The organism is Sandaracinobacteroides saxicola, from assembly GCF_014117445.1.
GTDB lineage: Bacteria > Pseudomonadota > Alphaproteobacteria > Sphingomonadales > Sphingomonadaceae > Sandaracinobacteroides_A > Sandaracinobacteroides_A saxicola.
This window is the reverse complement of sequence record NZ_CP059851.1, coordinates 2,960,544-2,978,220: the sequence shown is the minus strand read 5'-3', so window position 1 is coordinate 2,978,220 and position 17,677 is coordinate 2,960,544. Positions and strand designations below refer to the sequence as shown.

General features: G+C 67.4%; 24 protein-coding genes. 13 read left to right on the top strand and 11 right to left on the bottom strand.

Translation table 11 applies throughout. From position 1 onward, the window contains the following. Nucleotides 1-35: 35 nt before the first annotated feature. The 4 genes from H3309_RS14925 to H3309_RS14910 are packed head-to-tail and all read left to right on the top strand — an operon-like array spanning nucleotide 36 to nucleotide 2,007. Nucleotides 36-839: an enoyl-CoA hydratase-related protein gene (locus tag H3309_RS14925; protein WP_182295618.1), complete on the top strand. Its 804-nt coding sequence runs from the start codon at nucleotides 36-38 to the stop codon at nucleotides 837-839. Nucleotides 840-890: 51 nt separating this feature from the next. Then, nucleotides 891-1,145, top strand: coding sequence for a type II toxin-antitoxin system Phd/YefM family antitoxin (locus H3309_RS14920; protein ID WP_182295617.1), 255 nt, complete (start codon nucleotides 891-893; stop codon nucleotides 1,143-1,145). Then, nucleotides 1,142-1,522, top strand: a complete 381-nt coding sequence (locus H3309_RS14915; protein WP_182295615.1) for a type II toxin-antitoxin system VapC family toxin — start codon at nucleotides 1,142-1,144, stop codon at nucleotides 1,520-1,522. The genes H3309_RS14920 and H3309_RS14915 overlap by 4 nt, the downstream gene beginning before the upstream one ends. Beyond that, nucleotides 1,519-2,007 (top strand): flavin reductase family protein, encoded by a 489-nt coding sequence (locus tag H3309_RS14910; protein ID WP_182295613.1) that lies wholly within the window; start codon nucleotides 1,519-1,521, stop codon nucleotides 2,005-2,007. Before H3309_RS14915 ends, H3309_RS14910 begins: the two co-directional genes overlap by 4 nt. Nucleotides 2,008-2,046: 39 nt before the next feature. Here the strand turns inward: H3309_RS14910 and H3309_RS14905 are convergent, their stop codons facing one another. The 8 genes from H3309_RS14905 to H3309_RS14870 are packed head-to-tail and all read right to left on the bottom strand — an operon-like array spanning nucleotide 2,047 to nucleotide 8,531. Beyond that, the gene (locus tag H3309_RS14905) at nucleotides 2,047-3,291 is read right to left on the bottom strand and encodes an alpha/beta hydrolase (protein ID WP_182295611.1); all 1,245 of its coding nucleotides are present in this window, start codon (nucleotides 3,289-3,291) and stop codon (nucleotides 2,047-2,049) included. A 33-nt stretch (nucleotides 3,292-3,324) separates the two neighbouring features. Beyond that, nucleotides 3,325-4,221: a DMT family transporter gene (locus tag H3309_RS14900; protein ID WP_182295609.1), complete on the bottom strand. Its 897-nt coding sequence runs from the start codon at nucleotides 4,219-4,221 to the stop codon at nucleotides 3,325-3,327. Nucleotides 4,222-4,230: 9 nt separating this feature from the next. Continuing rightward, a complete protein-coding gene (locus tag H3309_RS14895; RefSeq protein WP_182295607.1) occupies nucleotides 4,231-5,244 on the bottom strand; it encodes a threonine aldolase family protein in 1,014 nt (337 codons plus the stop codon). Nucleotides 5,245-5,259: 15 nt separating this feature from the next. Beyond that, complete coding sequence (locus tag H3309_RS14890; RefSeq protein WP_182295605.1) at nucleotides 5,260-6,039, bottom strand: SDR family NAD(P)-dependent oxidoreductase; 780 nt, start codon at nucleotides 6,037-6,039, stop codon at nucleotides 5,260-5,262. After that, nucleotides 6,036-6,383 (bottom strand): putative quinol monooxygenase, encoded by a 348-nt coding sequence (locus H3309_RS14885; RefSeq protein WP_182295603.1) that lies wholly within the window; start codon nucleotides 6,381-6,383, stop codon nucleotides 6,036-6,038. Before H3309_RS14885 ends, H3309_RS14890 begins: the two co-directional genes overlap by 4 nt. 2 nt (nucleotides 6,384-6,385) lie before the next feature. Then, nucleotides 6,386-6,763, bottom strand: coding sequence for a nuclear transport factor 2 family protein (locus H3309_RS14880; protein ID WP_182295600.1), 378 nt, complete (start codon nucleotides 6,761-6,763; stop codon nucleotides 6,386-6,388). Beyond that, nucleotides 6,760-7,209 carry an acyl-CoA thioesterase gene (locus tag H3309_RS14875; RefSeq protein ID WP_182295598.1) on the bottom strand — a complete coding sequence of 150 codons (450 nt, stop codon included), beginning with the start codon at nucleotides 7,207-7,209 and terminating at the stop codon, nucleotides 6,760-6,762. The genes H3309_RS14880 and H3309_RS14875 overlap by 4 nt, the downstream gene beginning before the upstream one ends. Next, the gene (locus H3309_RS14870; protein WP_182295596.1) at nucleotides 7,209-8,531 is read right to left on the bottom strand and encodes a cytochrome P450; all 1,323 of its coding nucleotides are present in this window, start codon (nucleotides 8,529-8,531) and stop codon (nucleotides 7,209-7,211) included. The genes H3309_RS14875 and H3309_RS14870 overlap by 1 nt, the downstream gene beginning before the upstream one ends. A 121-nt stretch (nucleotides 8,532-8,652) precedes the next feature. Here H3309_RS14870 and H3309_RS14865 point away from each other — a divergent pair, with 121 nt between their 5' ends. Next, nucleotides 8,653-9,339 carry a glutathione S-transferase N-terminal domain-containing protein gene (locus H3309_RS14865; protein ID WP_182295594.1) on the top strand — a complete coding sequence of 229 codons (687 nt, stop codon included), beginning with the start codon at nucleotides 8,653-8,655 and terminating at the stop codon, nucleotides 9,337-9,339. Between the two features lie 196 nt (nucleotides 9,340-9,535). Here H3309_RS14865 and H3309_RS14860 read toward each other — a convergent pair whose 3' ends face one another. Both H3309_RS14860 and H3309_RS14855 read right to left on the bottom strand, forming a co-directional pair. After that, on the bottom strand, nucleotides 9,536-10,918 hold the full coding sequence (locus H3309_RS14860; protein ID WP_243453760.1) for an MFS transporter: 1,383 nt from the start codon (nucleotides 10,916-10,918) through the stop codon (nucleotides 9,536-9,538). Between the two features lie 151 nt (nucleotides 10,919-11,069). Further along, nucleotides 11,070-11,543 (bottom strand): Lrp/AsnC family transcriptional regulator, encoded by a 474-nt coding sequence (locus H3309_RS14855; protein WP_182295590.1) that lies wholly within the window; start codon nucleotides 11,541-11,543, stop codon nucleotides 11,070-11,072. 107 nt (nucleotides 11,544-11,650) lie between these two features. Here H3309_RS14855 and H3309_RS14850 point away from each other — a divergent pair, with 107 nt between their 5' ends. The 4 genes from H3309_RS14850 to H3309_RS14835 all read left to right on the top strand — a co-directional run bounded on the left by H3309_RS14850 (nucleotide 11,651) and on the right by H3309_RS14835 (nucleotide 13,317). Continuing rightward, nucleotides 11,651-11,917: a DUF6356 family protein gene (locus tag H3309_RS14850; RefSeq protein ID WP_207791521.1), complete on the top strand. Its 267-nt coding sequence runs from the start codon at nucleotides 11,651-11,653 to the stop codon at nucleotides 11,915-11,917. 180 nt (nucleotides 11,918-12,097) lie between these two features. Continuing rightward, the gene (locus tag H3309_RS14845; protein WP_182295588.1) at nucleotides 12,098-12,526 is read left to right on the top strand and encodes a MarR family winged helix-turn-helix transcriptional regulator; all 429 of its coding nucleotides are present in this window, start codon (nucleotides 12,098-12,100) and stop codon (nucleotides 12,524-12,526) included. Between the two features lie 18 nt (nucleotides 12,527-12,544). After that, nucleotides 12,545-12,844 (top strand): CC_3452 family protein, encoded by a 300-nt coding sequence (locus H3309_RS14840; RefSeq protein ID WP_182295586.1) that lies wholly within the window; start codon nucleotides 12,545-12,547, stop codon nucleotides 12,842-12,844. After that, a complete protein-coding gene (locus H3309_RS14835; RefSeq protein WP_207791520.1) occupies nucleotides 12,841-13,317 on the top strand; it encodes a PaaI family thioesterase in 477 nt (158 codons plus the stop codon). The genes H3309_RS14840 and H3309_RS14835 overlap by 4 nt, the downstream gene beginning before the upstream one ends. Nucleotides 13,318-13,319: 2 nt before the next feature. Here H3309_RS14835 and pyk read toward each other — a convergent pair whose 3' ends face one another. After that, nucleotides 13,320-14,771, bottom strand: coding sequence for a pyruvate kinase (pyk, locus tag H3309_RS14830; RefSeq protein ID WP_182295582.1), 1,452 nt, complete (start codon nucleotides 14,769-14,771; stop codon nucleotides 13,320-13,322). A gap of 90 nt (nucleotides 14,772-14,861) precedes the next feature. Here pyk and H3309_RS14825 point away from each other — a divergent pair, with 90 nt between their 5' ends. The 4 genes from H3309_RS14825 (at nucleotide 14,862) to H3309_RS17840 (ending at nucleotide 17,488) form a co-directional block, all read left to right on the top strand. Then, complete coding sequence (locus H3309_RS14825; RefSeq protein WP_182295579.1) at nucleotides 14,862-15,197, top strand: DUF1244 domain-containing protein; 336 nt, start codon at nucleotides 14,862-14,864, stop codon at nucleotides 15,195-15,197. Then, nucleotides 15,194-16,267 carry an NADH:flavin oxidoreductase gene (locus H3309_RS14820; protein ID WP_182295577.1) on the top strand — a complete coding sequence of 358 codons (1,074 nt, stop codon included), beginning with the start codon at nucleotides 15,194-15,196 and terminating at the stop codon, nucleotides 16,265-16,267. Before H3309_RS14825 ends, H3309_RS14820 begins: the two co-directional genes overlap by 4 nt. A gap of 139 nt (nucleotides 16,268-16,406) precedes the next feature. Continuing rightward, nucleotides 16,407-17,108, top strand: a complete 702-nt coding sequence (locus tag H3309_RS14815; RefSeq protein ID WP_182295575.1) for a DUF433 domain-containing protein — start codon at nucleotides 16,407-16,409, stop codon at nucleotides 17,106-17,108. Nucleotides 17,109-17,128: 20 nt separating this feature from the next. After that, nucleotides 17,129-17,488 carry a PIN-like domain-containing protein gene (locus tag H3309_RS17840; RefSeq protein ID WP_182295573.1) on the top strand — a complete coding sequence of 120 codons (360 nt, stop codon included), beginning with the start codon at nucleotides 17,129-17,131 and terminating at the stop codon, nucleotides 17,486-17,488. The last annotated feature ends 189 nt before the right edge of the window (nucleotides 17,489-17,677 follow it).

Here is a 17,677-nt window from a genome sequence, read left to right as displayed (position 1 = left end):
TAACAGCGTCCGACACCAGCCGGGAAGGGCAACCGATGAGCTATGAACATATCCTCTGGACCGAGGAGGAGGGCGTCGCGACGCTTACCATCAACCGCCCGCAGGTGATGAACGCGCTCCACACCGGCGTCATCGCCGAGATGATCGATGCGGTGGACCAGATCCGCGACGGCACCTCCTCCGCGCGCTGCCTCGTGCTGACCGGCACCGGTCGCGGCTTCTGCACCGGCGCCGACCTCTCCGGCGGCGGCGCCGGCGGCACCAGCATGGGCAAGGGGCCGGTCGATGCCGGCAAGGTGCTGGAAACCCATTTCAACGTGCTGCTGGAACGGCTGTTCGCGCTGCCCGTGCCCTTCGTCACCGCGGTCAACGGCGCCGCCGCCGGCGCCGGCTGCTCCTTCGCACTTGCCGGCGACATCGTCGTCGCCTCGCGCAGCGCCTATTTCCTGCAGGCTTTCGTCAACATCGGGCTGGTGCCGGATGTCGGCTCCACCTGGCTGCTCCCCCGTCTTGCCGGCAAGGCCCGCGCCCAGGCGATGATGATGCTCGGCGAGCGCATTCCGGCCGAGACCGCGCTCGACTGGGGCATGATCTGGAAGGTCAGCGAGCCCGAGGAGCTGATGGCGGACACCGGCGCCATCGCCCGCAAGCTGGCGAACGGCCCCACGAAAGCGCTCGCGCTCATCCGCCACGGCATCCGCGACTGCCTCGACAAGACGCTGACCGAAGGCCTGATGGTCGAACGCCGCAACCAGCTCCACGCCGGCCGCAGCGCGGACTTCGCCGAAGGCGTCATGGCCTTCCTGCAGAAACGCCCGGCGGTGTTCACGGGCAAATGATTGACATAGGCATGAAATGGACTATTTCTATGGTCCATCAAGGGACATGCTATGCAGATCGCGGTGAGTGAAGCCAAGGGAAAACTGACAAGCCTGGTTCGCCGTGCCGAAGCAGGGGAAGACGTGCTGCTGACCCGCAACGGCAAGCCGGCGGTGCGATTGGTGCCGGTGACGCCCAAAGTGGACATGGCCCGACGCATGGCAGCGATCGATCGTGCTATCGAAGCTGCACGCACGCATCCGGCGTTGCCCGGACCATGTGCTGCACGAAGCCAGGATTTTCTTTATGACGAGAATGGTTTGTGATCATTGTCGATACGTCGGCACTGATGGCAATCATTCTTGGCGAAGCTGAAGCACTGCGCTGTCGGACAACCCTGATGGCAGCAGATGACGCCCTTATCTCCGCAGCGACGCTTGCAGAAACCCTGATTGTTGCACGCAGGCGCGGCAAAGCTGCACAAATGGATGATCTGCTAGGCGACACTCAGCTCCACATTGTTTCGGTAACCGAAGCCTTCGCGCGACGTGTCGCCGATGCCTATGACAAATGGGGCAAAGGCGTCCACCCCGCCGCGCTCAACCTTGCCGACTGTTTCGCCTATGCACTGGCGATCGAGCGCGCCTGCCCGCTGCTGTTCGTGGGGGATGATTTCAGCCGGACGGACGTGATATCCGCATGACCACCCCAGACATCCGCGCGCTGCGGGACGCCTTCGGCGCCTTTGCCACCGGCATCACCATCATCACCGCCACCACGGCAGAGGGCGCGTCGGTCGGCTTCACCGCCAACAGCTTCACCAGCGTCAGCCTCACACCGCCGCTGCTGCTGGTCTGCGCCGCGCACGGCGTCTCGGCGCTGCCCGCCATCCGCGCCAGCCGTGCCTTCGGCGTCAACATCCTGGCGGTGGACCAGGAAGCGATCAGCCGCCGCTTCACCCAGCGCAGCATCGACCGCTTCGCCGGGGCAAACTGGCACCACGCCACCCTCGGCGTGCCGCTGCTGACCGGCGCCTGCGCCACCTTCGAATGCACCGTGCAACAGGATATCGAGGCCGGCGACCATGTCATCTTCATCGGCCACATCAAGGGCTTCACCGCCGATCCGGCTCATGCGCCGCTGCTCTATCATCGCGGGCGCTATGCGGGGCTTCACAGCAGCGACTGACGCGGGCCACGTCCACTCCCTGACGGCGCGCACCATCGGTCACGGTAGCTGCGCAAGATCCTTCGCGGCAAAGCCCTGCAGCAATGCGCGCAATTCCGCGTCATGGCCAAAGAAGCCGTGCCCGCGCCCCGGCACGTCGATACGCCGCGCCGCCGGATAGGCCGCCATGTAGCGCGCGGTAGTTGCCGCCGGGATGAAATCGCAGGCAGGCCGGATCAGCAGCATCGGCGCGGTGGAAAGCGGCCCGGTCACCTTGGCCTGCCGTTCCAGATCATTCTGCAGCAAAAGTTGCGGATATAGGTTGCCGCCACCCGGTGAAGCCGGCCGGGGCAGCTTCGCCGGCGCGCCCTTGCATTGATAGCCGTACATAAACATTTTCCGGTTCGCGCGCGCCTGTCCAACCGCCTGCGCATCGCGCTGCGTCTGCCATTGCTCGGCGAGTTGCGGCGCATGGCCGATCAGCAGATACAGCGTCGCGTCACGCAAGGTCGGCTGAAAGCCACCATCGGTATCGGTGGCTGAATAATCCAGCGGCAGCGGCTCCCCGGGGAAATCGCCCGGCGAATCCAGTACCGTCGCCGCAACCCGATCCGGATGCGCCCGTGCATATGCCGCCGCCAGCGATGCGCCCCAGCTCTGCCCCCACAGCACCAGCTTTTCGGCGCCCAACGCCGCCCGCAAGGCGTCCAGATCGGCAACGGCCCGCGCCAGGGTATAATCGGCAGCCGGCAATAGCCCCGACGCACCACTACCCGACTGATCGTAAAACACCGTGCGAAAGCCCGCGGCGCGAAAGCCATCGCCGACGGCAAAATCGCGGGGACGTATGAATGTCCCCGGGCCGCCATGCAGAAAAATCACCGGCGTCCGATGCTTCGGCACCGCAGGCGGCAGCGACCACCAGGCAATCGCCGAGCCCGCCGGCGTGCGCAACGTCTGATGCGGCCCGCGCGGATCGACGCCCGGCGCAGCGCGCGGCTGTGCCGGGCTCAACAGCATCGCCGTGATCAGCCCTGTCAACGGCAAGGCAGCGATCAACGCCGCCGCGATGCCCGCCGTCGCCGGTCGCAGTCCAAGGCGTGGCCCCAGCATGCGCGCAAGCAACCAGGCCAGCGCCGTGCCGACCAGCAGCGGCACCATCAGCAGCGTCCACAACGCCGGCGCCACGGGCGCGAACAAGTAAAGCACGCCGAACACCGCGGCCGCGCCGACCACACAGGCCAGCAGAAAGCCCAACCACCCCGCAAATCTGCGCACCACGCCACTCCCGACAGACATCTGCATCGTGCCAGCCCGTCGCGCTCCGTCAAGCGTCTATCATGCAATCCGTCGCCCCGGCCCCAACGCCACCACCATCCCCACCACCGCCAGCCCGGCGCCGGCGAAGGACAGCGCGGTCCACTCATAACCCTCGAACACCGTCGAGATCGCCATCGCGATCACCGGGATCAGCACGCTCGACCAGGCCGCCTCGCCCGGCCCCATCACCCGGATCATGTCGAAATAACAGGCGAACGCCACCGCGCTCGCCATCACCCCCAGCATCAGCAACCCCGCCAGATAGGCGGGCCGCGGGTCCCACACCGGCGCGCCGTCCCACCACAGCGCCAGCCCGGCGTTGGCCACCGCGCCATAGAGCATCCCCACCGCCAGCACCGGCAGGAAGGGAAAACGCCGCGCCGTCTCCGTCGCCTGCAACACGTTGCTGGTCGACGCGCACAGCAACCCGCCGCAGAACAGCGCCAGTCCCAGCGCGACATCGCCGCTGCCCGCGGTCGGCGCCCCCAGTTCCTTCGCGAACAGCAGCGCCACGCCGGCGATCCCCACCACGCTGCCCGCCAGAAAGCGCGCGCTCACCCGCCGCTGCAGGAACAGCCACGCCATCAGCGCATTGGGCACCATCAACAGCGCGAACCCCACGGCGACGATGCCGGACGCGACATGCTCCTCCGCCCGATAGACGAAGTTGAAGTTGCCCACGAACTGGAACGCCGCCACCAGCAGCGCGAACCGGTGCGCCGCCGCCGGCAGCCGCAGGCTCTGGCCGCGCCACAGGCACCACAGCCCCAGCGCCACGCCGCCGATGGCGAAGCGGTACGCGACCGACCAGGTCGGCGGCACCACCCCCAGCTGCGTCTTGATGATCAGCCAGGTGGTCCCCCAGATCATCGTGACCGCGGCGAACTGCCACCAGGTGCGCGCCGGATAGGTCATGCGGCCGGGTTAGAGGGCGCGCAACGCGGCAACAAGCGCCGCGATTGCATGGCTGTCCGCATCCCAGCGCACCACCAGCCGCGCCGCGCCCGGCCCATCGCTTTCCCACTCGTAAAAGCCGAACCCCTGCCGCCGAAGCGCTTGCCGTTCGTCCGCGTCCAGCCGCAGGAACACTTCGTTCGCCTGCACCGGATGCAGCAGGCGTTGCGGCACCGCCGCCGCAATCGCCGCCGCGCCGGCATTGGCCGCCCGCGCATTGGCCAGCCACACGCCGCCGTCGATCATCGCCAGCAGCTGCGCCGCGGCAAACCGGCCTTTGGAGGGCATCAACCCCGCCCGCTTGCGCCGGTGCGGGATGCTCGCCGCCAGGTCGGGGGCGAACACCACCAGCGCCTCGGCGCTCATGCCGCCATTCTTGATGCAGCCGAAACTCAATATCTCCACCCCGGCGCGCCAGGTCACGTCCGCCGGCGCGCAGCCCAGATGCGCCACGGCGTTGGCGAAACGCGCGCCGTCCATATGCACCCGGCAGCCCCGCGCCCGCGCCCAGGCGGACAGCGCCGCGATTTCATCGGGCGCATAGACCGTGCCCGCCTCGGTCGCCTGCGTCAGGCTGAGCGCCGCCGCCTGCGTCTGGTGCACGTCGCCCCGCCGCCGCCCCGCCGCTTCGCTTAACGCCTCGACCGACAACTTGCCATGCGCGCCCGCCACCAGCAGATGCGTCGCCCCGCCGCTGTAGAAGGGCACGGCACCCGCTTCATCCACCTCGACATGCGCCTCCCGCTCGCACCACAGCGCCCCCCAGGGCGGCAGCATGGCGGCCAGCCCCAGCGCATTGGCGGCCGTGCCCGATGGCACCGCGAACACGCGGCATGGCGTCTCGAACAGCGCGCCGAACGCGGCGTCCAGCCGCGCCGTCCAATCGTCGGCGTCATAGCCCTTCGCATGCGGCCCCGCCGCACCGGTCACCGCCGCCAGCACCGCCGGGTGCACCCCGGCGGCATTGTCCGAATAAAAATCCATCAGGTCACGCCCCCGTCATTGGCCCATCGCGGCGGCGATTGCCGCGCCGATCTCCTCAGGGCGCGGATTGCGCCGCAGTGTCAACCCGCCGTTCACCTGGATGTTCTGACCGGTCACGAACGCGCCATCGCCCGCCAGCCACAGCACCGCGTCGGCGATATCCTCGCTCGTGCCGATCCGCCCCAGCGGATATTCCTTGGCGAACGCCGCCTCCAGCCCCGGCGCGGCCATCGCATCCGCGGTCATGGGGGACGCCGTCAGCCCCGGCGACACGCAATTCACCCGCAGGCCCTGACTGCCATATTGGTTCGCCACCGCCCGCACCAGCGCCTCCGACCCCGCCTTGGTGCCGATATAGGCGGCATGGTCGAAAATCGGCACCTGCGTGGTGGCGCTGCTCACCTGGATGATCGAGCCACCATGCGGCATCGCCCGCACGAAGGCGCTCAGGAAATGATGCACACCCTTGAACTGCAACGCGCACATCGCGTCCAGCTCGTCCTCGGTCACCTCGTGCAGCCCTTTCATCAATCCCCAGCCGGTGGCGTTCACCGCCACATCCACGCGGCCCTCGGCGGCCAGCATGTCCGCCGCCAGCGCCTCCACCTCGGCCTTCACCGTGATGTCGCACCGCGCCGCCACGCCGCCGATCGCCGCCGCCAGCGCTTGCAGCGGCTCCAGCCGCCGCCCCGCCACCCACACCCGCGCGCCCGCGCCGGCCAGCCGCCGCGCGATCACCTGCCCCATGTTGCCCGCGCCCGCGGCGCCCAGCACCAGTGCGACCTTGCCCTTCATGCCTCGTCCCCGAACCGGGCGCTCGCCACGCCATCCGCGCCATAAACCGGCGCCTGCTTCGTCACCCGATATTTCCGCGTGTCCGCCGCCACGATGCCGAAGCCGCCCAGATGCCCCAGCATCGCGCGATAGGCGTCGCCTTCCAGATGCGCCTGAAGCGTCGCCGCGTCGTCCCATTCCTCGAACACATGCACCCGGTCGGGCAGCGCCGGGTCCGCGCTCCAGGCATAATGCCGGCAGCCTTCCTCCGCGAGCGCCATGGCGATGAACGGTGCCGCCCCCGCCAGCGCCGCCTCCCGCACCCCCGGCGTCAGGTCCACTTCCCCCGCAATCACGATTCTCATGCTCACCCCCACAACAGGCTAAAATCCCGCGCCGCAAAGCGCCATCCCTCGTCGGTCAACACGCAGCGGTCGGCATAGCGCCCCACCGGCCGCCGCACGGACCCGTCCGCCGCCGCCAGCACCTCATGCGTATAGACAACGCAATCCGCCGCATCGCCGTCCACTGTCACCGCCCCCAGCTGCACGAAGAACCCCACGAAGCCGAACTGCGCCATCGCCCCCTGCCACGCCGCCACGATGGCGTGCCGTCCCTCAATGCGGGCGCCCATCAATGTCCACACGGCGTCCGCCGTCCACAGCGCGCCCCAGGCCGCCGCATCGCGCCGGAACACCGCATCGGCATAGGCGTCGTTCAGCGCCCGAATCGCGTCCCGGCTCATCGCAGCCCATACTCCCCCAGCGCCGCCGTCAGGGCCGCCGGCATCGCCAGTGGCCGCATCGCCTCGTCACGGTGCACCAGCACGCTCTCCGCCAGCGCGAAGGCCCGCAACGCGCCCTGGCGCACCTGAAACAGTCCCTGCGCGATGGTGTAGCTGCTGCTGCCTACCCGCGTCACCGCCAGCCCCAGCGTCACGTCGTGCGGATAATGCCCCTCCGCCAGATAATCCACGCCGACATGCGCCACCAGGAAATGCGGATGGCCGATCGCCGGATGCGCCTTCCTGAGATGCCAATGGAACCGCACCCGCCCTTCCTCGCACAGCCGGGCGATCGCCGTGTTGTTCAGGTGCCGGTTCGGGTCCATGTCGGCAAAGCGCGTCGGCACCAGCAGCTGCCAGGCCCAGCTTTCCACCGCCAACCGCCGCGCATCATCCTTGTACGCCATCAGTTCCAGCCCACCCGCACCGGCAGCGTCTTCAGCCCGCTGACGAAGTTCGCCAGGCTCAGCTTCGGCTCGCCGGCCACCGCCAGCGTCGCGATCTGCGGCAACAGCTCCTCGAACAGGATCCGCAGCTCCAGCCGCGCCAGATGCAGCCCCAGGCACAGATGCACGCCATGGCCAAAGGCGATGTGCGGGTTATGCTCGCGGTCGGCCCTGAACTCGAACGGCGCCTCGAACACATCCGCGTCGCGATTGCCACTCCAATAGAACAGCGCCAGCCCGTCGCCCTTGCGGATGGTCTTGCCGCCCAGCGCCGTATCCTCGGTCGCCGTCCGCATGAAATGCTTCACCGGCGTCACCCAGCGGATCGATTCCTCCACGAACCGCGGGATCAGGCCGGGGTCCGCCTGCAACTTGCGCAACTCCGCCGGGTTTTTCGCCAGCTCCAGCAACCCGCCCGCCGCGGTGCTGCTCGTCGTGTCATGGCCGGCGGTCGCGATGATCACATAATAACTCAGCGCCTCGCGTTCCGGAATCGGCGCACCGTCGATCGTCGAATTGGCGATCACGCTCGCCACGTCGTCGCGCGGGTTCGCCCGCCGGTCGGCCAGCACGGCGCCGAAATACTGGAAAAAGGTCTGCGCCAGCGCCAGCAGGTCGACCTGCGCATTGCCGCTGCTGCCGCTCCACAGCCCGGCACCCTCGGTCAGCCGCTGGCTGCGCGCCACCACATCGGGGTCGATCGCGCCGAACGTCTCCTGTGTCAGCTTCAGCATCAGCGGCTCGTCCGCCGGCGGCACCCCCAGGATGCGCATGATCACCCGCAGCGGATAGAAGAGCGCGACCTCGTTCACGAAATCCAGTTCCGGCCCCAAAGACCGCATGTGCGCCACGTGGCTCCGCGCCAGCGCGCGGATTTCCCCCTCCAGCCGCGCCCGCACCGCCCCCGGCTGGAACCAGCCGTTGGTGATGGCGCGCAGCTTGCGATGCTCGGGGTCGTCCAAGTCCACCAGCGTCCGGAACAGGTGCGTGTCCCCGGTCATCGACCGGATCCATTCCTCCCCCTCGATCGGCGAGAGATAGGTGCGCTCCCGATTGATGAAGCGGTCGTTCGCCTTGCTCACCGCCAGGATGTCGGCATGTTTCGTGATCGCCCAGAAGGGCCGGAACCCCGCCGGCGTGCACCAGTGCACCGGATCGCCCTCCCGCAGCTGCGTGTAGAGCGCGTGGATCTCGTCCATGTCGGTATAGACCTCGGGGTTCACCAGCGCATCGTCCGGCGTCGCCCGGCTGAACCCCCCGAATGGTGCCACCTGATCCGCCATATGCGCTCTCCCTTCCCCCGCTTTGCCACCAAAGCCCAAACCACTCCCCTCCCCTTCAGGGGAGGGGCCGGGGGTGGGGCCGTCCGCTACCATGCGCCATCCCTTTGGACGGAGCACCGCCATGATCCACCTCCACTATTGGCCCACCCCCAACGGCCACAAGGTCACGCTCTTCCTCGAGGAAGCGGCGCTCCCCTACACACTCCACCCCGTCAACATCCGCGAGGGCGACCAGTTCAAGCCCGCGTTCCTGAAGATCGCCCCCAACAACCGCATGCCGGCGATCGAGGATGACGAAACCGGCCTCACCCTGTTCGAATCGGGCGCCATCCTCCTCCACCTTGCCGAAAAGACCGGCCGTTTCCTCGCCACCGACCCCGCCGGCCGCGCCGAAACCCTGCAATGGCTGTTCTGGCAGATGGCCGGCCTCGGCCCGATGATGGGGCAGGCCGGTCACTTCCGCAATTACGCCCCCGAACCCATCCCCTATGCGCTGGAACGCTACACCAACGAAACGCTGCGCCTGTTGAAGGTGATGGACAAGCGCCTCGCCGACCGCGCCTTCCTCGCCGGCGACGATTACAGCATCGCCGACATGGCCAGCTACCCCTGGGCCATGCTCGGCACCAGAATGCTCCCCGAAGGCACCGCCATGCCGAACCTCGCCCGCTGGGTGGACAGCATCGCCGCCCGCCCCGCCACCGCCCGCGCCTACGCCCTCGCGCAACGCCCGGAATATCAAACCGGCCCGATCACCGAAGACCAGAAAAAAGCCCTCTTCCACCAGAACGCCAGCACCGTTCGTTGAGTCCCCCTTCTCCCGCAGTGCGGGAGGGGTGACGCCCCTCCGATGACAGCGCCCTCTCCCTGCAAAATCCAACCCGTCCTGCTGAACTTGTTTCAGCACCCCTGGCGCAACCAACACCAAACGCAGCGCGAAAAAACCGCCTTTCCCCCAACCCCTTGAATCAAAACGCCCTTTTTTCGCCAAGCCTTCCATGATCCTACACCGCCACCACCCGACCCCCCGGTGCCCGCACCGTCAGCAACACCGCGAACCCCGCCCCCAGCAGCAGGTGCACCGTCGCGAACCCGGCCTGCTGCGACTGGAAATAACTGGTGGCGATCGCCAGCAGCGTCGGCCCCAGCCACATCGTCGCCGTGCCGGACAACACATAAAGGCCGAAGAAACTCGCGCTCTTCTCCACCGGCACCAGCACCGCCAGCATCGTCCGGCTGCTCGCGTAGGCCGCGGTGATGCTCACCGCGCTGATGCACGCCAGCGCCAGATAGCCCAGCTCCGGCAGCGTCTGGAACACCGGCCCGCCCCACAGCGGCGCCGCCGGCACCGCGAACCCGGCGATCCGTCCCTGGTCGCTCAGCAGCAGCGCCACCAGCACCGCGCTCGTCACGCCGATCTCGATCAGGATCGCGCGTTTCGGCCCGATGGCATTGTCCAGCGGCCCCGCCAGGAACCCGCCCAGAACGGCAAACACCGACAGGATGATGCCGTACGCCAGCATGTCCAGTGTCCCCCAGCCCATCACGCCGGACGCCAGCACACCCCCCATGGCGATGATCACCGTCTTGCCGTCGGCATAGAGCATCCGCGCCAGCAGGAACTTCGCCGCCTCGCGGTTGCGCTTCAACTCCCCCAGCATCGCCCGCAAATCCGCTAGCCCCGCGCGCAGCGCCGCCCCCAGCCGCACGCCGGTCCTTGGCGCATCGGGCACGCCCAGCACGATCACCAGCAACCCCAGCGCCACCAGCACTGCGGACAGTGGCCCCACCAGCCGCGCCGGCTCATGCGCCGCCGCATCCACCCCGAACAGCGGCGCATCGGGCACGCCCGGCCAATCGACACTGCCTGGCAGCGCGAACATCCACAGCACCGCCACCAGCGCCGCCACGCTGAACAGGTTGCCCAGCGCCAGCCCCAGACCGGACGTGTGCGCCACCTCGCCCTTCGCCGCCGGCACCAGCAGCGCGTTGTGGAACACCTCGGTCCAGGCGAACAGTGCGGTATAGGCGGTGAACAGCATCAACACAGCGCCGGCGCCGATCGGCCCGCCCGGCACCACGAACCACAGCGTCCACAGGATCGGCAGCAGCAGCGCCACGATGATGGCCAGCCCCGGCTTGCGCGGCCCCATCCGGTCGACCACCACCCCCATCAGCGGCGCGGTCAGCGCCACCATCCAGCCGGCATATTGGTTCGCCTGCGCGATCAGCGCCTGCCCGGCGACCGGCGACGCCGCCACCGTGCCGACATAATAGGGCGCGAACACATAGATGGTGCACAGGATGATCAGCGGATTGCGCAACCCCTCGAAACTCGCCCAGGCAATCGCGGAGCCGGGCAGCCGGGAGCCTGTCCGCTGCGTCAAGGTCTGATCCGCCGAAGGCGGCAAGCCCGACCGGGCGCCGGCGCCAGTGCGCCGCCTTCTCCCGGCGTCAGCCGGGCACAAAAACGCCGAAGGCGGCAAGCCCGACCGGGCGCCGGCGCCAGTGCGCCGCCTTCTCCCGGCGCAGCCGGGCTCATAAAAGCGGCATTTCGGTGGTGAACTTGATCTGCTCCATGGCGAAGGCGGAGGACACATCCCCCATCGGCGCCACCTTGATCAGCTTCTTGTAGATGCGGTCATAATCGGCGATGTCGTGACACACCACCTTCAGCAGGTAATCCACCTCTCCCGCCATCCGGTAGAATTCCACCACCTCCGGGATCGCCGACACCCCGCCGGCGAACCGCTCCAGCCAGCCCTCGTCATGCGCCCCCGCCCGGATCGACACGAAGGCCGTCACCCCCAGCCCCACCGCCTCGCGGTTGACCAGCGTCACCCTTTTGGTGATGATGCCCGCGGCCTCCATCCGCTTGATCCGTTTCCAGCATGGCGTGGCGGACAGGCCGACCTTCGCCGCCAGCTCCGCCAGCGACAGCGTCGCGTCGCGCTGCACCTCCCGCAGGATGCGCGTGTCGATCAGATCGAGTTCGGTGGAAAGCTGTTTCATCGGGGCCGGAAACCATGGAAGCAGTTTTCTCCATCCATGGCAATGGCAGGCAGAATCGCAAAAGGATTCGCCCGCGGCCGCGCTATATCCGGCGCAGGGAGGCCTTCATGCTGCGCACATTGTTCATCGATCATCCTCGGGACGTCGGCGAAAGCTACGCCGAGCATGCCGCCGTCGCCGCCGGCTTCGGCTGGGCGCTCGCCCGCGCCTCCGCCGCCTGCTTCGTCCACGCCCTCATCCCCGGCCTCTGCCGCACCACCGGCAGCCGCGCCATCACCGCGCTGCACGCCCGCATGGTCACGAACCGCCGCGCCGCCCCGGCCGAAACAGCAGCCGAAGACGCCGCCCTGCTCTGGATGGCCGCCAACATCTGATCCTTAGAGCATCGCGCAAAAAAGTGGGAACCGGTTTTTTGCAATGAGCGATGCGATTGCAAAGAGATAGAGCAAGCAGTCTGCGCCAGATTTTGCGCTGCTTGCTCTAACCCAAATCCTCCCACGCCTCTCAATTCCGCCAGATTGCCTGCAATTGCACGCAGTGAGAGAGCGCCTGTCATGGCACTGCCCCACCCCGCCGAAACCCAGTGCCTCGCCATGCGGGCGCGCAAGCTGGCGCGCCGGGTCAACGCCATCTACGATGCCGCGCTCGCCCCGCACGGCATGACGATCGGCCAGTTCGGCCTGCTGGGCCGCCTCCGCCGCAGCCGCGCCCGCCGCGTGATGGACCTGGCAGACGACATGATGGCCGATGCCTCCACTTTGTCCCGACTGCTGAAACCGTTGATCGCCGAAGGGCTGGTGGTCTCCGAAACCGATCCCTACGACGCCCGCGCCCGCGCGCTGCGCCTCACCAACAAGGGCGCCGCCCGCGTCCGCGCCGCGCTCGCCGGCTGGGAAACCGCCGACCGGCAGGTCAGCGCCCGCCTGGGCGAGGACCGCGCCGAGCTTCACCGCGCCATCGATTCCGCCCTCCCCCGTCTGTAACCTGTCAAGGAAGAAGCCATGAAGACCCTGCTTATTGCTGCAATTGCATCCATCGCCCTGTCGGCGCCGGCGCATGCCGACACGCCCGCCACCGCCACCCTCGCCACCCCGCTCGCCAAACCGCTGGAACTGGTCGCGGACGGCCGGCCCTGGCGCTGCGACGGCGCCGCCTGCACCGGCTCCGTCGTCGACCGCCGCCCCCGCTCCGCCGCCCGCGTCTGCGCCGACATCGTCCGCGCCGCCGGGGCGGTCGCGGCCTTCACCGTCGATGCCACCCCGGTCGCCGCCGAAACCCTGGCGAAATGTGCCGCCCAATGAGCAGCGCACCGCTCCCCAAGGACGCCCTCGCCTCGATGAGCGGCCTCGAACTGATGCAGGCGATGGCCAGCGGCGCCCTGCCGCGCGCCCCCATCGGCGAGCTGATGGGCTTCAACGGCATGAGCGTCGGCGACGGCTGGGTGGAGTTTTTCGCCACCCCCACCGCCGCGCACTACAACCCCATCGGCACCGTCCACGGCGGCTTCGCGGCCACGCTGCTGGACAGCTGCATGGCCTGCGCCGTCCACACCCGCGTCGCCGCCGGCTTCGGCTACACCACGGTCGACCTCAACATCACCTATCTGAAGGCCATGACCGACGCGACCGGCCGCGTCACCGCCCGTGGCGAGGTGATCAGCGCCAGCAAGCGCATCGCCACCGCGCGCGGCAGCATCGTCGACGCCGAAGGCCGGCTGCTCGCCACCGGCACCACCACCTGCCTGGTCTTCCCCCTTACCCCGCGCGGGCGCTGAGCCTATCGCTTGTCCAGCTCATCCCCCGCCAGCCGCACCACATGAACGACGTTGGTGCTGCCCGGCACGCCGAACGGCACACCGGCCATCAGCACCAGCCGGTCGCCCGCCGCCGCCAGCCCGTGCCGCAGCGCCATGCGCTTCGACTTGCCCACCATCTCCTCGAAATCGTGCACGTCGCGCGTGTGCACCGCATGGCTGCCCCACAAGATGCCCGCGCGCCGCGCCGTCGCCAGCTTCGGCGTCAGCACGAGGAGCGGCGCCGGAATCCGCTCCCGGCTCACCCGCCGCGCCGTCGATCCCGACGTGGTGAAGCACACCACCGCCTTCGCCCCCACGATCGCCTGGATTTCCCGCGCCGCCTCGCACATCGCGTCCGCCGTTGTCGGCTCGGGCCGCGTCTCCACGAAATTCACCCGCTTGGTGAACAGCGGGTCCGCCTCCACCTCCCGCGCGATCGCGTCCATCATCGCCACCGCCTCCACCGGCCACTGCCCCGCCGCGCTCTCGGCGGACAGCATCACCGCGTCGGCGCCATCATAGATGGCGTTCGCCACATCGCTCACCTCGGCACGCGTGGGGGAGGGCGACTGGATCATCGATTCCAGCATTTGCGTCGCCACCACCACCGGCTTGCCCGCCGCCCGCGCCGCCGCCACGATCCGCTTCTGCGCCCGCGGCACGCTCTGCGGCGGCAGCTCCACCCCCAAGTCGCCGCGCGCCACCATCACCGCGTCCGACAGCTCGATGATCCCGTCCAGGCTCATCAGCGCCGCCGGCTTCTCGATCTTCGACAGCAGGCTGGCCCGCGTGCCGATCAGCTTGCGCGCCTCCGCCACATCCTCCGGCCGCTGCACGAAACTCAGCGCGATCCAGTCCACCCCGGCATCCAGCGCGAACGCCAGGTCGCGCCGGTCCTTCTCGGTCAGCGCCGCCATCGGCACCACCACATCGGGCACGTTCAACCCCTTGTTGTTGGAGAGCACCCCCGGCACCGTCACCTGCGTCTCCACGAAGCCCGGGCCATGGTCCGTCACGCTCAGCACCACCTTGCCATCATCCAGCAACAACCGGTGCCCCGGCCGCAGCACCGCCAGGATCTCCGGATGCGGCAGATGCGCCCGCCGCGCGTCCCCCGGCGCCGGGTCGCTGTCCAGCCGGAACGGCGTCCCCGCCGCCAGCATCACCTTGCCCTCCGCGAAGCTCCCCACCCGCAGCTTCGGCCCCTGCAGGTCGGCCAGGATCGTCATCGGCCGGCCGATCTCCCCCTCCAGCCCGCGCACCGCCGCGATCAGCGCACCCCGCGCCGCCTCGTCGCCATGGCTCATGTTGATGCGGAACGCGTCCGCCCCGGCCTCATACAGCGCGCGGATGCGCTCGGGCGTGTTCGATGCCGGTCCCAGCGTGGCGAGCACCCGGATGTGGCGGGCGCGGGGTGGTCGGGCAACAGACAAACTTCACTCCCTCATATGATTGCTTGCCCGCGCCGGGCTGGCGTGGTGAGGCAAGAATCACCTTATAGCGGGCGGCATGAAAGTTTGGCGATGACCGATTCACAGCGAGAGGCCCTGGAGGCGGCCGCCTTCCGCCGCCTCCTCATCCACCTGCGGCAGCGGCAGGACGCGACCAACATCGACCTGATGGGCCTCGCCGGCTTCTGCCGCAATTGCCTGTCCGAATGGCTGGAGGACGCCGCCCACGACGCCGGCATCCCCCTCAGCCGCGATGACGCCCGCACCCACGTCTATGGCGAACCCTATGCCGCGTATAAGGCGCGCCAGCCCCAGGCCACCCCCGAACAGCTGGCCCGCATGGACGCCAGCCTGAAACTCAACGAGCGCGCCCGTATGGAATGGGCCGCGCAGGAGACCCAAGCATGAGCACCGACGCCCTGTTCCAACCCTTCCACAGCCGCAACCTCACGCTCCCCAACCGCATCGTCATGGCCCCCATGACGCGCAGCTTCTCGCCCGGCGGCATCCCCGGCGCCAATGTCGCCGATTATTACGCCCGCCGCGCCGGCGTCGGCCTGATCGTCACCGAAGGCACGGTGGTGAACCGCCCCGGCGCCGCCAACGATCCCAATGTGCCGCATTTCCACGGCGAGGACGCGCTCGCCGGCTGGGCGCGCGTGGTGGAGGCGGTCCACGCCGCCGGCGGCCGCATCGCGCCGCAGCTGTGGCACGTCGGCAGCGCCATCAACCGTGGCGTCACGCCGCCTGCCGAGGCGGAAAGCCCCAGCGGCCTGTTCAAACCCGAACGCCCGCACGGCCGCGCCATGACCGACGCCGACATCGCCGACGCCATCGCCGCCTTCGCCCAGGCCGCCGCGGACGCCAAACGCATCGGCTTCGACGCGGTCGAACTGCACGGCGCCCACGGCTATTTGATCGACCAGTTCCAATGGAGCGGCACCAACATCCGCGAGGACCAATGGGGCACCGAACGCGGGCGGTTCGCGCGCGAGGTCGTCGCCGCCGTCCGCGCCGCCATCGGCCCCGATTTCCCGCTGATCCTGCGCCTGTCGCAATGGAAGCAACAGGATTATGGCGCCAAACTCGCCGACACGCCGGCTGCGATGGAGGCCTGGCTCACGCCCCTCGTCGATGCCGGCGTCGACATCCTGCACTGCTCGCAACGCCGCTTCTGGGAACCGGAGTATGAGGGCAGCCCCTTGAACTTCGCCGGCTGGGCGAAGAAACTCACCGGCGCCCCCACCATCACCGTCGGCAGCGTCGGCCTGACCGGCGAGTTCATCGCCGGCTTCGCCGGCGAAGCCAGCGCGCCCGCCCCCATCGACGATGTCGCCAAACGCCTGGAAGACGGCGAATTCGACCTGGTCGCCGTCGGCCGCGCCCTCATCGTCGACCCCGACTGGGCCGAAAAAGTCCGCGACCAACGCACCGACTTCACCCCCTTCGACCGCGCGGCGCTGGGGGAGCTGGTCTGATCGTCAATCAAACAACCAGTGTCCGAGCCGCATCGTAAAATGCAGGGAAATCAATGGCTTACACCATTCCTGTGACGGCTCTGATGCCGCTACAAAAAGTCGATTCACTTCGAGTGAATTGACTGCTAGGCGTATCTGCATGAACGCGATGCCTCAACCGACCGAATTTTGGAGGCAGCGACTCTTCGTTCCAAACTATCGTATCGGCGAAGCCGCGCGGTATGCCGATATATCTTCGCAGACGGTCGCTCGCTGGCATCAAACAGGACAGAGCAACAAGCGAGGAACGCTGAGCAATAAAAACAAGGGGCAATCGCTGTCCTATCTCCAGCTTATCGAGGTCGCGGTCGTGGCGCAGTTCCGTCGCGCAAACGTGCGTCTCGACAAGATTCGGGCTGCGCGCGAATATGTCAGCAAGCAGCTTAATGCCGAGTTTCCCTTCGCTGAATATCGTTTCAAAACGGACGGTAAAGACCTTTGGATGGACTACGCCGAGATCGAAGCCAAGATGGGCGACAATAAGTTGCTCAAGGCTTCTGCCGGGGGCCAGTTGGCATGGACCGACATAATCGGGCGGCTGCAAGAGTTTGAGTATGAAAGGGCAGGCTTGGCGGTGCGATGGCACCTCGCTGGTCGCAATAGTCCGCTTGTTATCGATCCTCGTATCCAGTTTGGCGCGCCTTCGGTCGAAGGCATCGCCACCTGGGCGTTCAAAGGGAGATGGGAGGCAGGAGAGCTGCTCGATGACATCGCCGATGATTTTGGCGTAGCAAATTCTGATGTGCTGGCGGCCTTGGAATTCGAAGGCGTGAATCTTCAAGGGAGGGAAACGCGTCACTGACCCTGTATTTTGATCGCAACATGGGGAAAAATTTTCCCCGTGCGTTGAGTATGTTGAGGTGTCCCTTCGAGGTGCGCTCTCACGACGGTGAGCGATTCTCGTCAAACATGCCAGATGACGAGTGGCTAAATGAGGTCGGCCCCAAAGGATGGATCGTGTGCAGCCACGACGCGAAATGGCAGAATGAAAGCGCGGCGCTGAAGGCGATCCAACAACACAGTATTGGTTGCTTCTATCTTTACGGCGCAAGCTCGCTTGGCTTCTTTAAGATGAAAAGCTTGGCTCACAACTATGACAAGATGATAGCTGTATGCCGAAGTCGAAGAGGCCCATTCATATATCGGGTGACCTCCACGAATCGCCTGAAGAAACTTCTATGACCGAACCTCACACTTTTTAGCTATAGCGCTTAAAGCAAGCAGCCCGCGACCTCCAATGAGATGGGAACAGTTCCTGCTGGGCTGCTAACTTGAAAAAGTAGCGACGCAGAAGCCGAAAGACGATCCCAAATCCGAATTATAGCCCGTACTTTCGCCAATAAGGCGGCTATTGGCCAATGTTTGCAAGAT

Excerpts from the sequence above, each read along its gene's own strand:
- H3309_RS14850 (WP_207791521.1), top strand. The coding sequence starts at position 11,651 with ATGCTGCGCACATTGTTCATCGATCATCCTCGGGACGTCGGCGAAAGC.
- H3309_RS17840 (WP_182295573.1), top strand. The coding sequence starts at position 17,129 with ATGGGGAAAAATTTTCCCCGTGCGTTGAGTATGTTGAGGTGTCCCTTC.
- H3309_RS14820 (WP_182295577.1), top strand. The coding sequence starts at position 15,194 with ATGAGCACCGACGCCCTGTTCCAACCCTTCCACAGCCGCAACCTCACG.
- H3309_RS14815 (WP_182295575.1), top strand. The coding sequence starts at position 16,407 with ATGAACGCGATGCCTCAACCGACCGAATTTTGGAGGCAGCGACTCTTC.
- H3309_RS14875 (WP_182295598.1), bottom strand. The coding sequence starts at position 7,209 with ATGGCGTACAAGGATGATGCGCGGCGGTTGGCGGTGGAAAGCTGGGCC.
- H3309_RS14925 (WP_182295618.1), top strand. The coding sequence starts at position 36 with ATGAGCTATGAACATATCCTCTGGACCGAGGAGGAGGGCGTCGCGACG.
- H3309_RS14880 (WP_182295600.1), bottom strand. The coding sequence starts at position 6,763 with ATGAGCCGGGACGCGATTCGGGCGCTGAACGACGCCTATGCCGATGCG.
- H3309_RS14855 (WP_182295590.1), bottom strand. The coding sequence starts at position 11,543 with ATGAAACAGCTTTCCACCGAACTCGATCTGATCGACACGCGCATCCTG.
- H3309_RS14835 (WP_207791520.1), top strand. The coding sequence starts at position 12,841 with ATGAGCAGCGCACCGCTCCCCAAGGACGCCCTCGCCTCGATGAGCGGC.
- H3309_RS14920 (WP_182295617.1), top strand. The coding sequence starts at position 891 with ATGCAGATCGCGGTGAGTGAAGCCAAGGGAAAACTGACAAGCCTGGTT.
- H3309_RS14825 (WP_182295579.1), top strand. The coding sequence starts at position 14,862 with ATGACCGATTCACAGCGAGAGGCCCTGGAGGCGGCCGCCTTCCGCCGC.
- H3309_RS14845 (WP_182295588.1), top strand. The coding sequence starts at position 12,098 with ATGGCACTGCCCCACCCCGCCGAAACCCAGTGCCTCGCCATGCGGGCG.
- H3309_RS14900 (WP_182295609.1), bottom strand. The coding sequence starts at position 4,221 with ATGACCTATCCGGCGCGCACCTGGTGGCAGTTCGCCGCGGTCACGATG.
- H3309_RS14895 (WP_182295607.1), bottom strand. The coding sequence starts at position 5,244 with ATGGATTTTTATTCGGACAATGCCGCCGGGGTGCACCCGGCGGTGCTG.
- H3309_RS14885 (WP_182295603.1), bottom strand. The coding sequence starts at position 6,383 with ATGAGAATCGTGATTGCGGGGGAAGTGGACCTGACGCCGGGGGTGCGG.
- H3309_RS14910 (WP_182295613.1), top strand. The coding sequence starts at position 1,519 with ATGACCACCCCAGACATCCGCGCGCTGCGGGACGCCTTCGGCGCCTTT.
- H3309_RS14890 (WP_182295605.1), bottom strand. The coding sequence starts at position 6,039 with ATGAAGGGCAAGGTCGCACTGGTGCTGGGCGCCGCGGGCGCGGGCAAC.
- H3309_RS14840 (WP_182295586.1), top strand. The coding sequence starts at position 12,545 with ATGAAGACCCTGCTTATTGCTGCAATTGCATCCATCGCCCTGTCGGCG.
- H3309_RS14870 (WP_182295596.1), bottom strand. The coding sequence starts at position 8,531 with ATGGCGGATCAGGTGGCACCATTCGGGGGGTTCAGCCGGGCGACGCCG.
- H3309_RS14865 (WP_182295594.1), top strand. The coding sequence starts at position 8,653 with ATGATCCACCTCCACTATTGGCCCACCCCCAACGGCCACAAGGTCACG.
- H3309_RS14905 (WP_182295611.1), bottom strand. The coding sequence starts at position 3,291 with ATGCAGATGTCTGTCGGGAGTGGCGTGGTGCGCAGATTTGCGGGGTGG.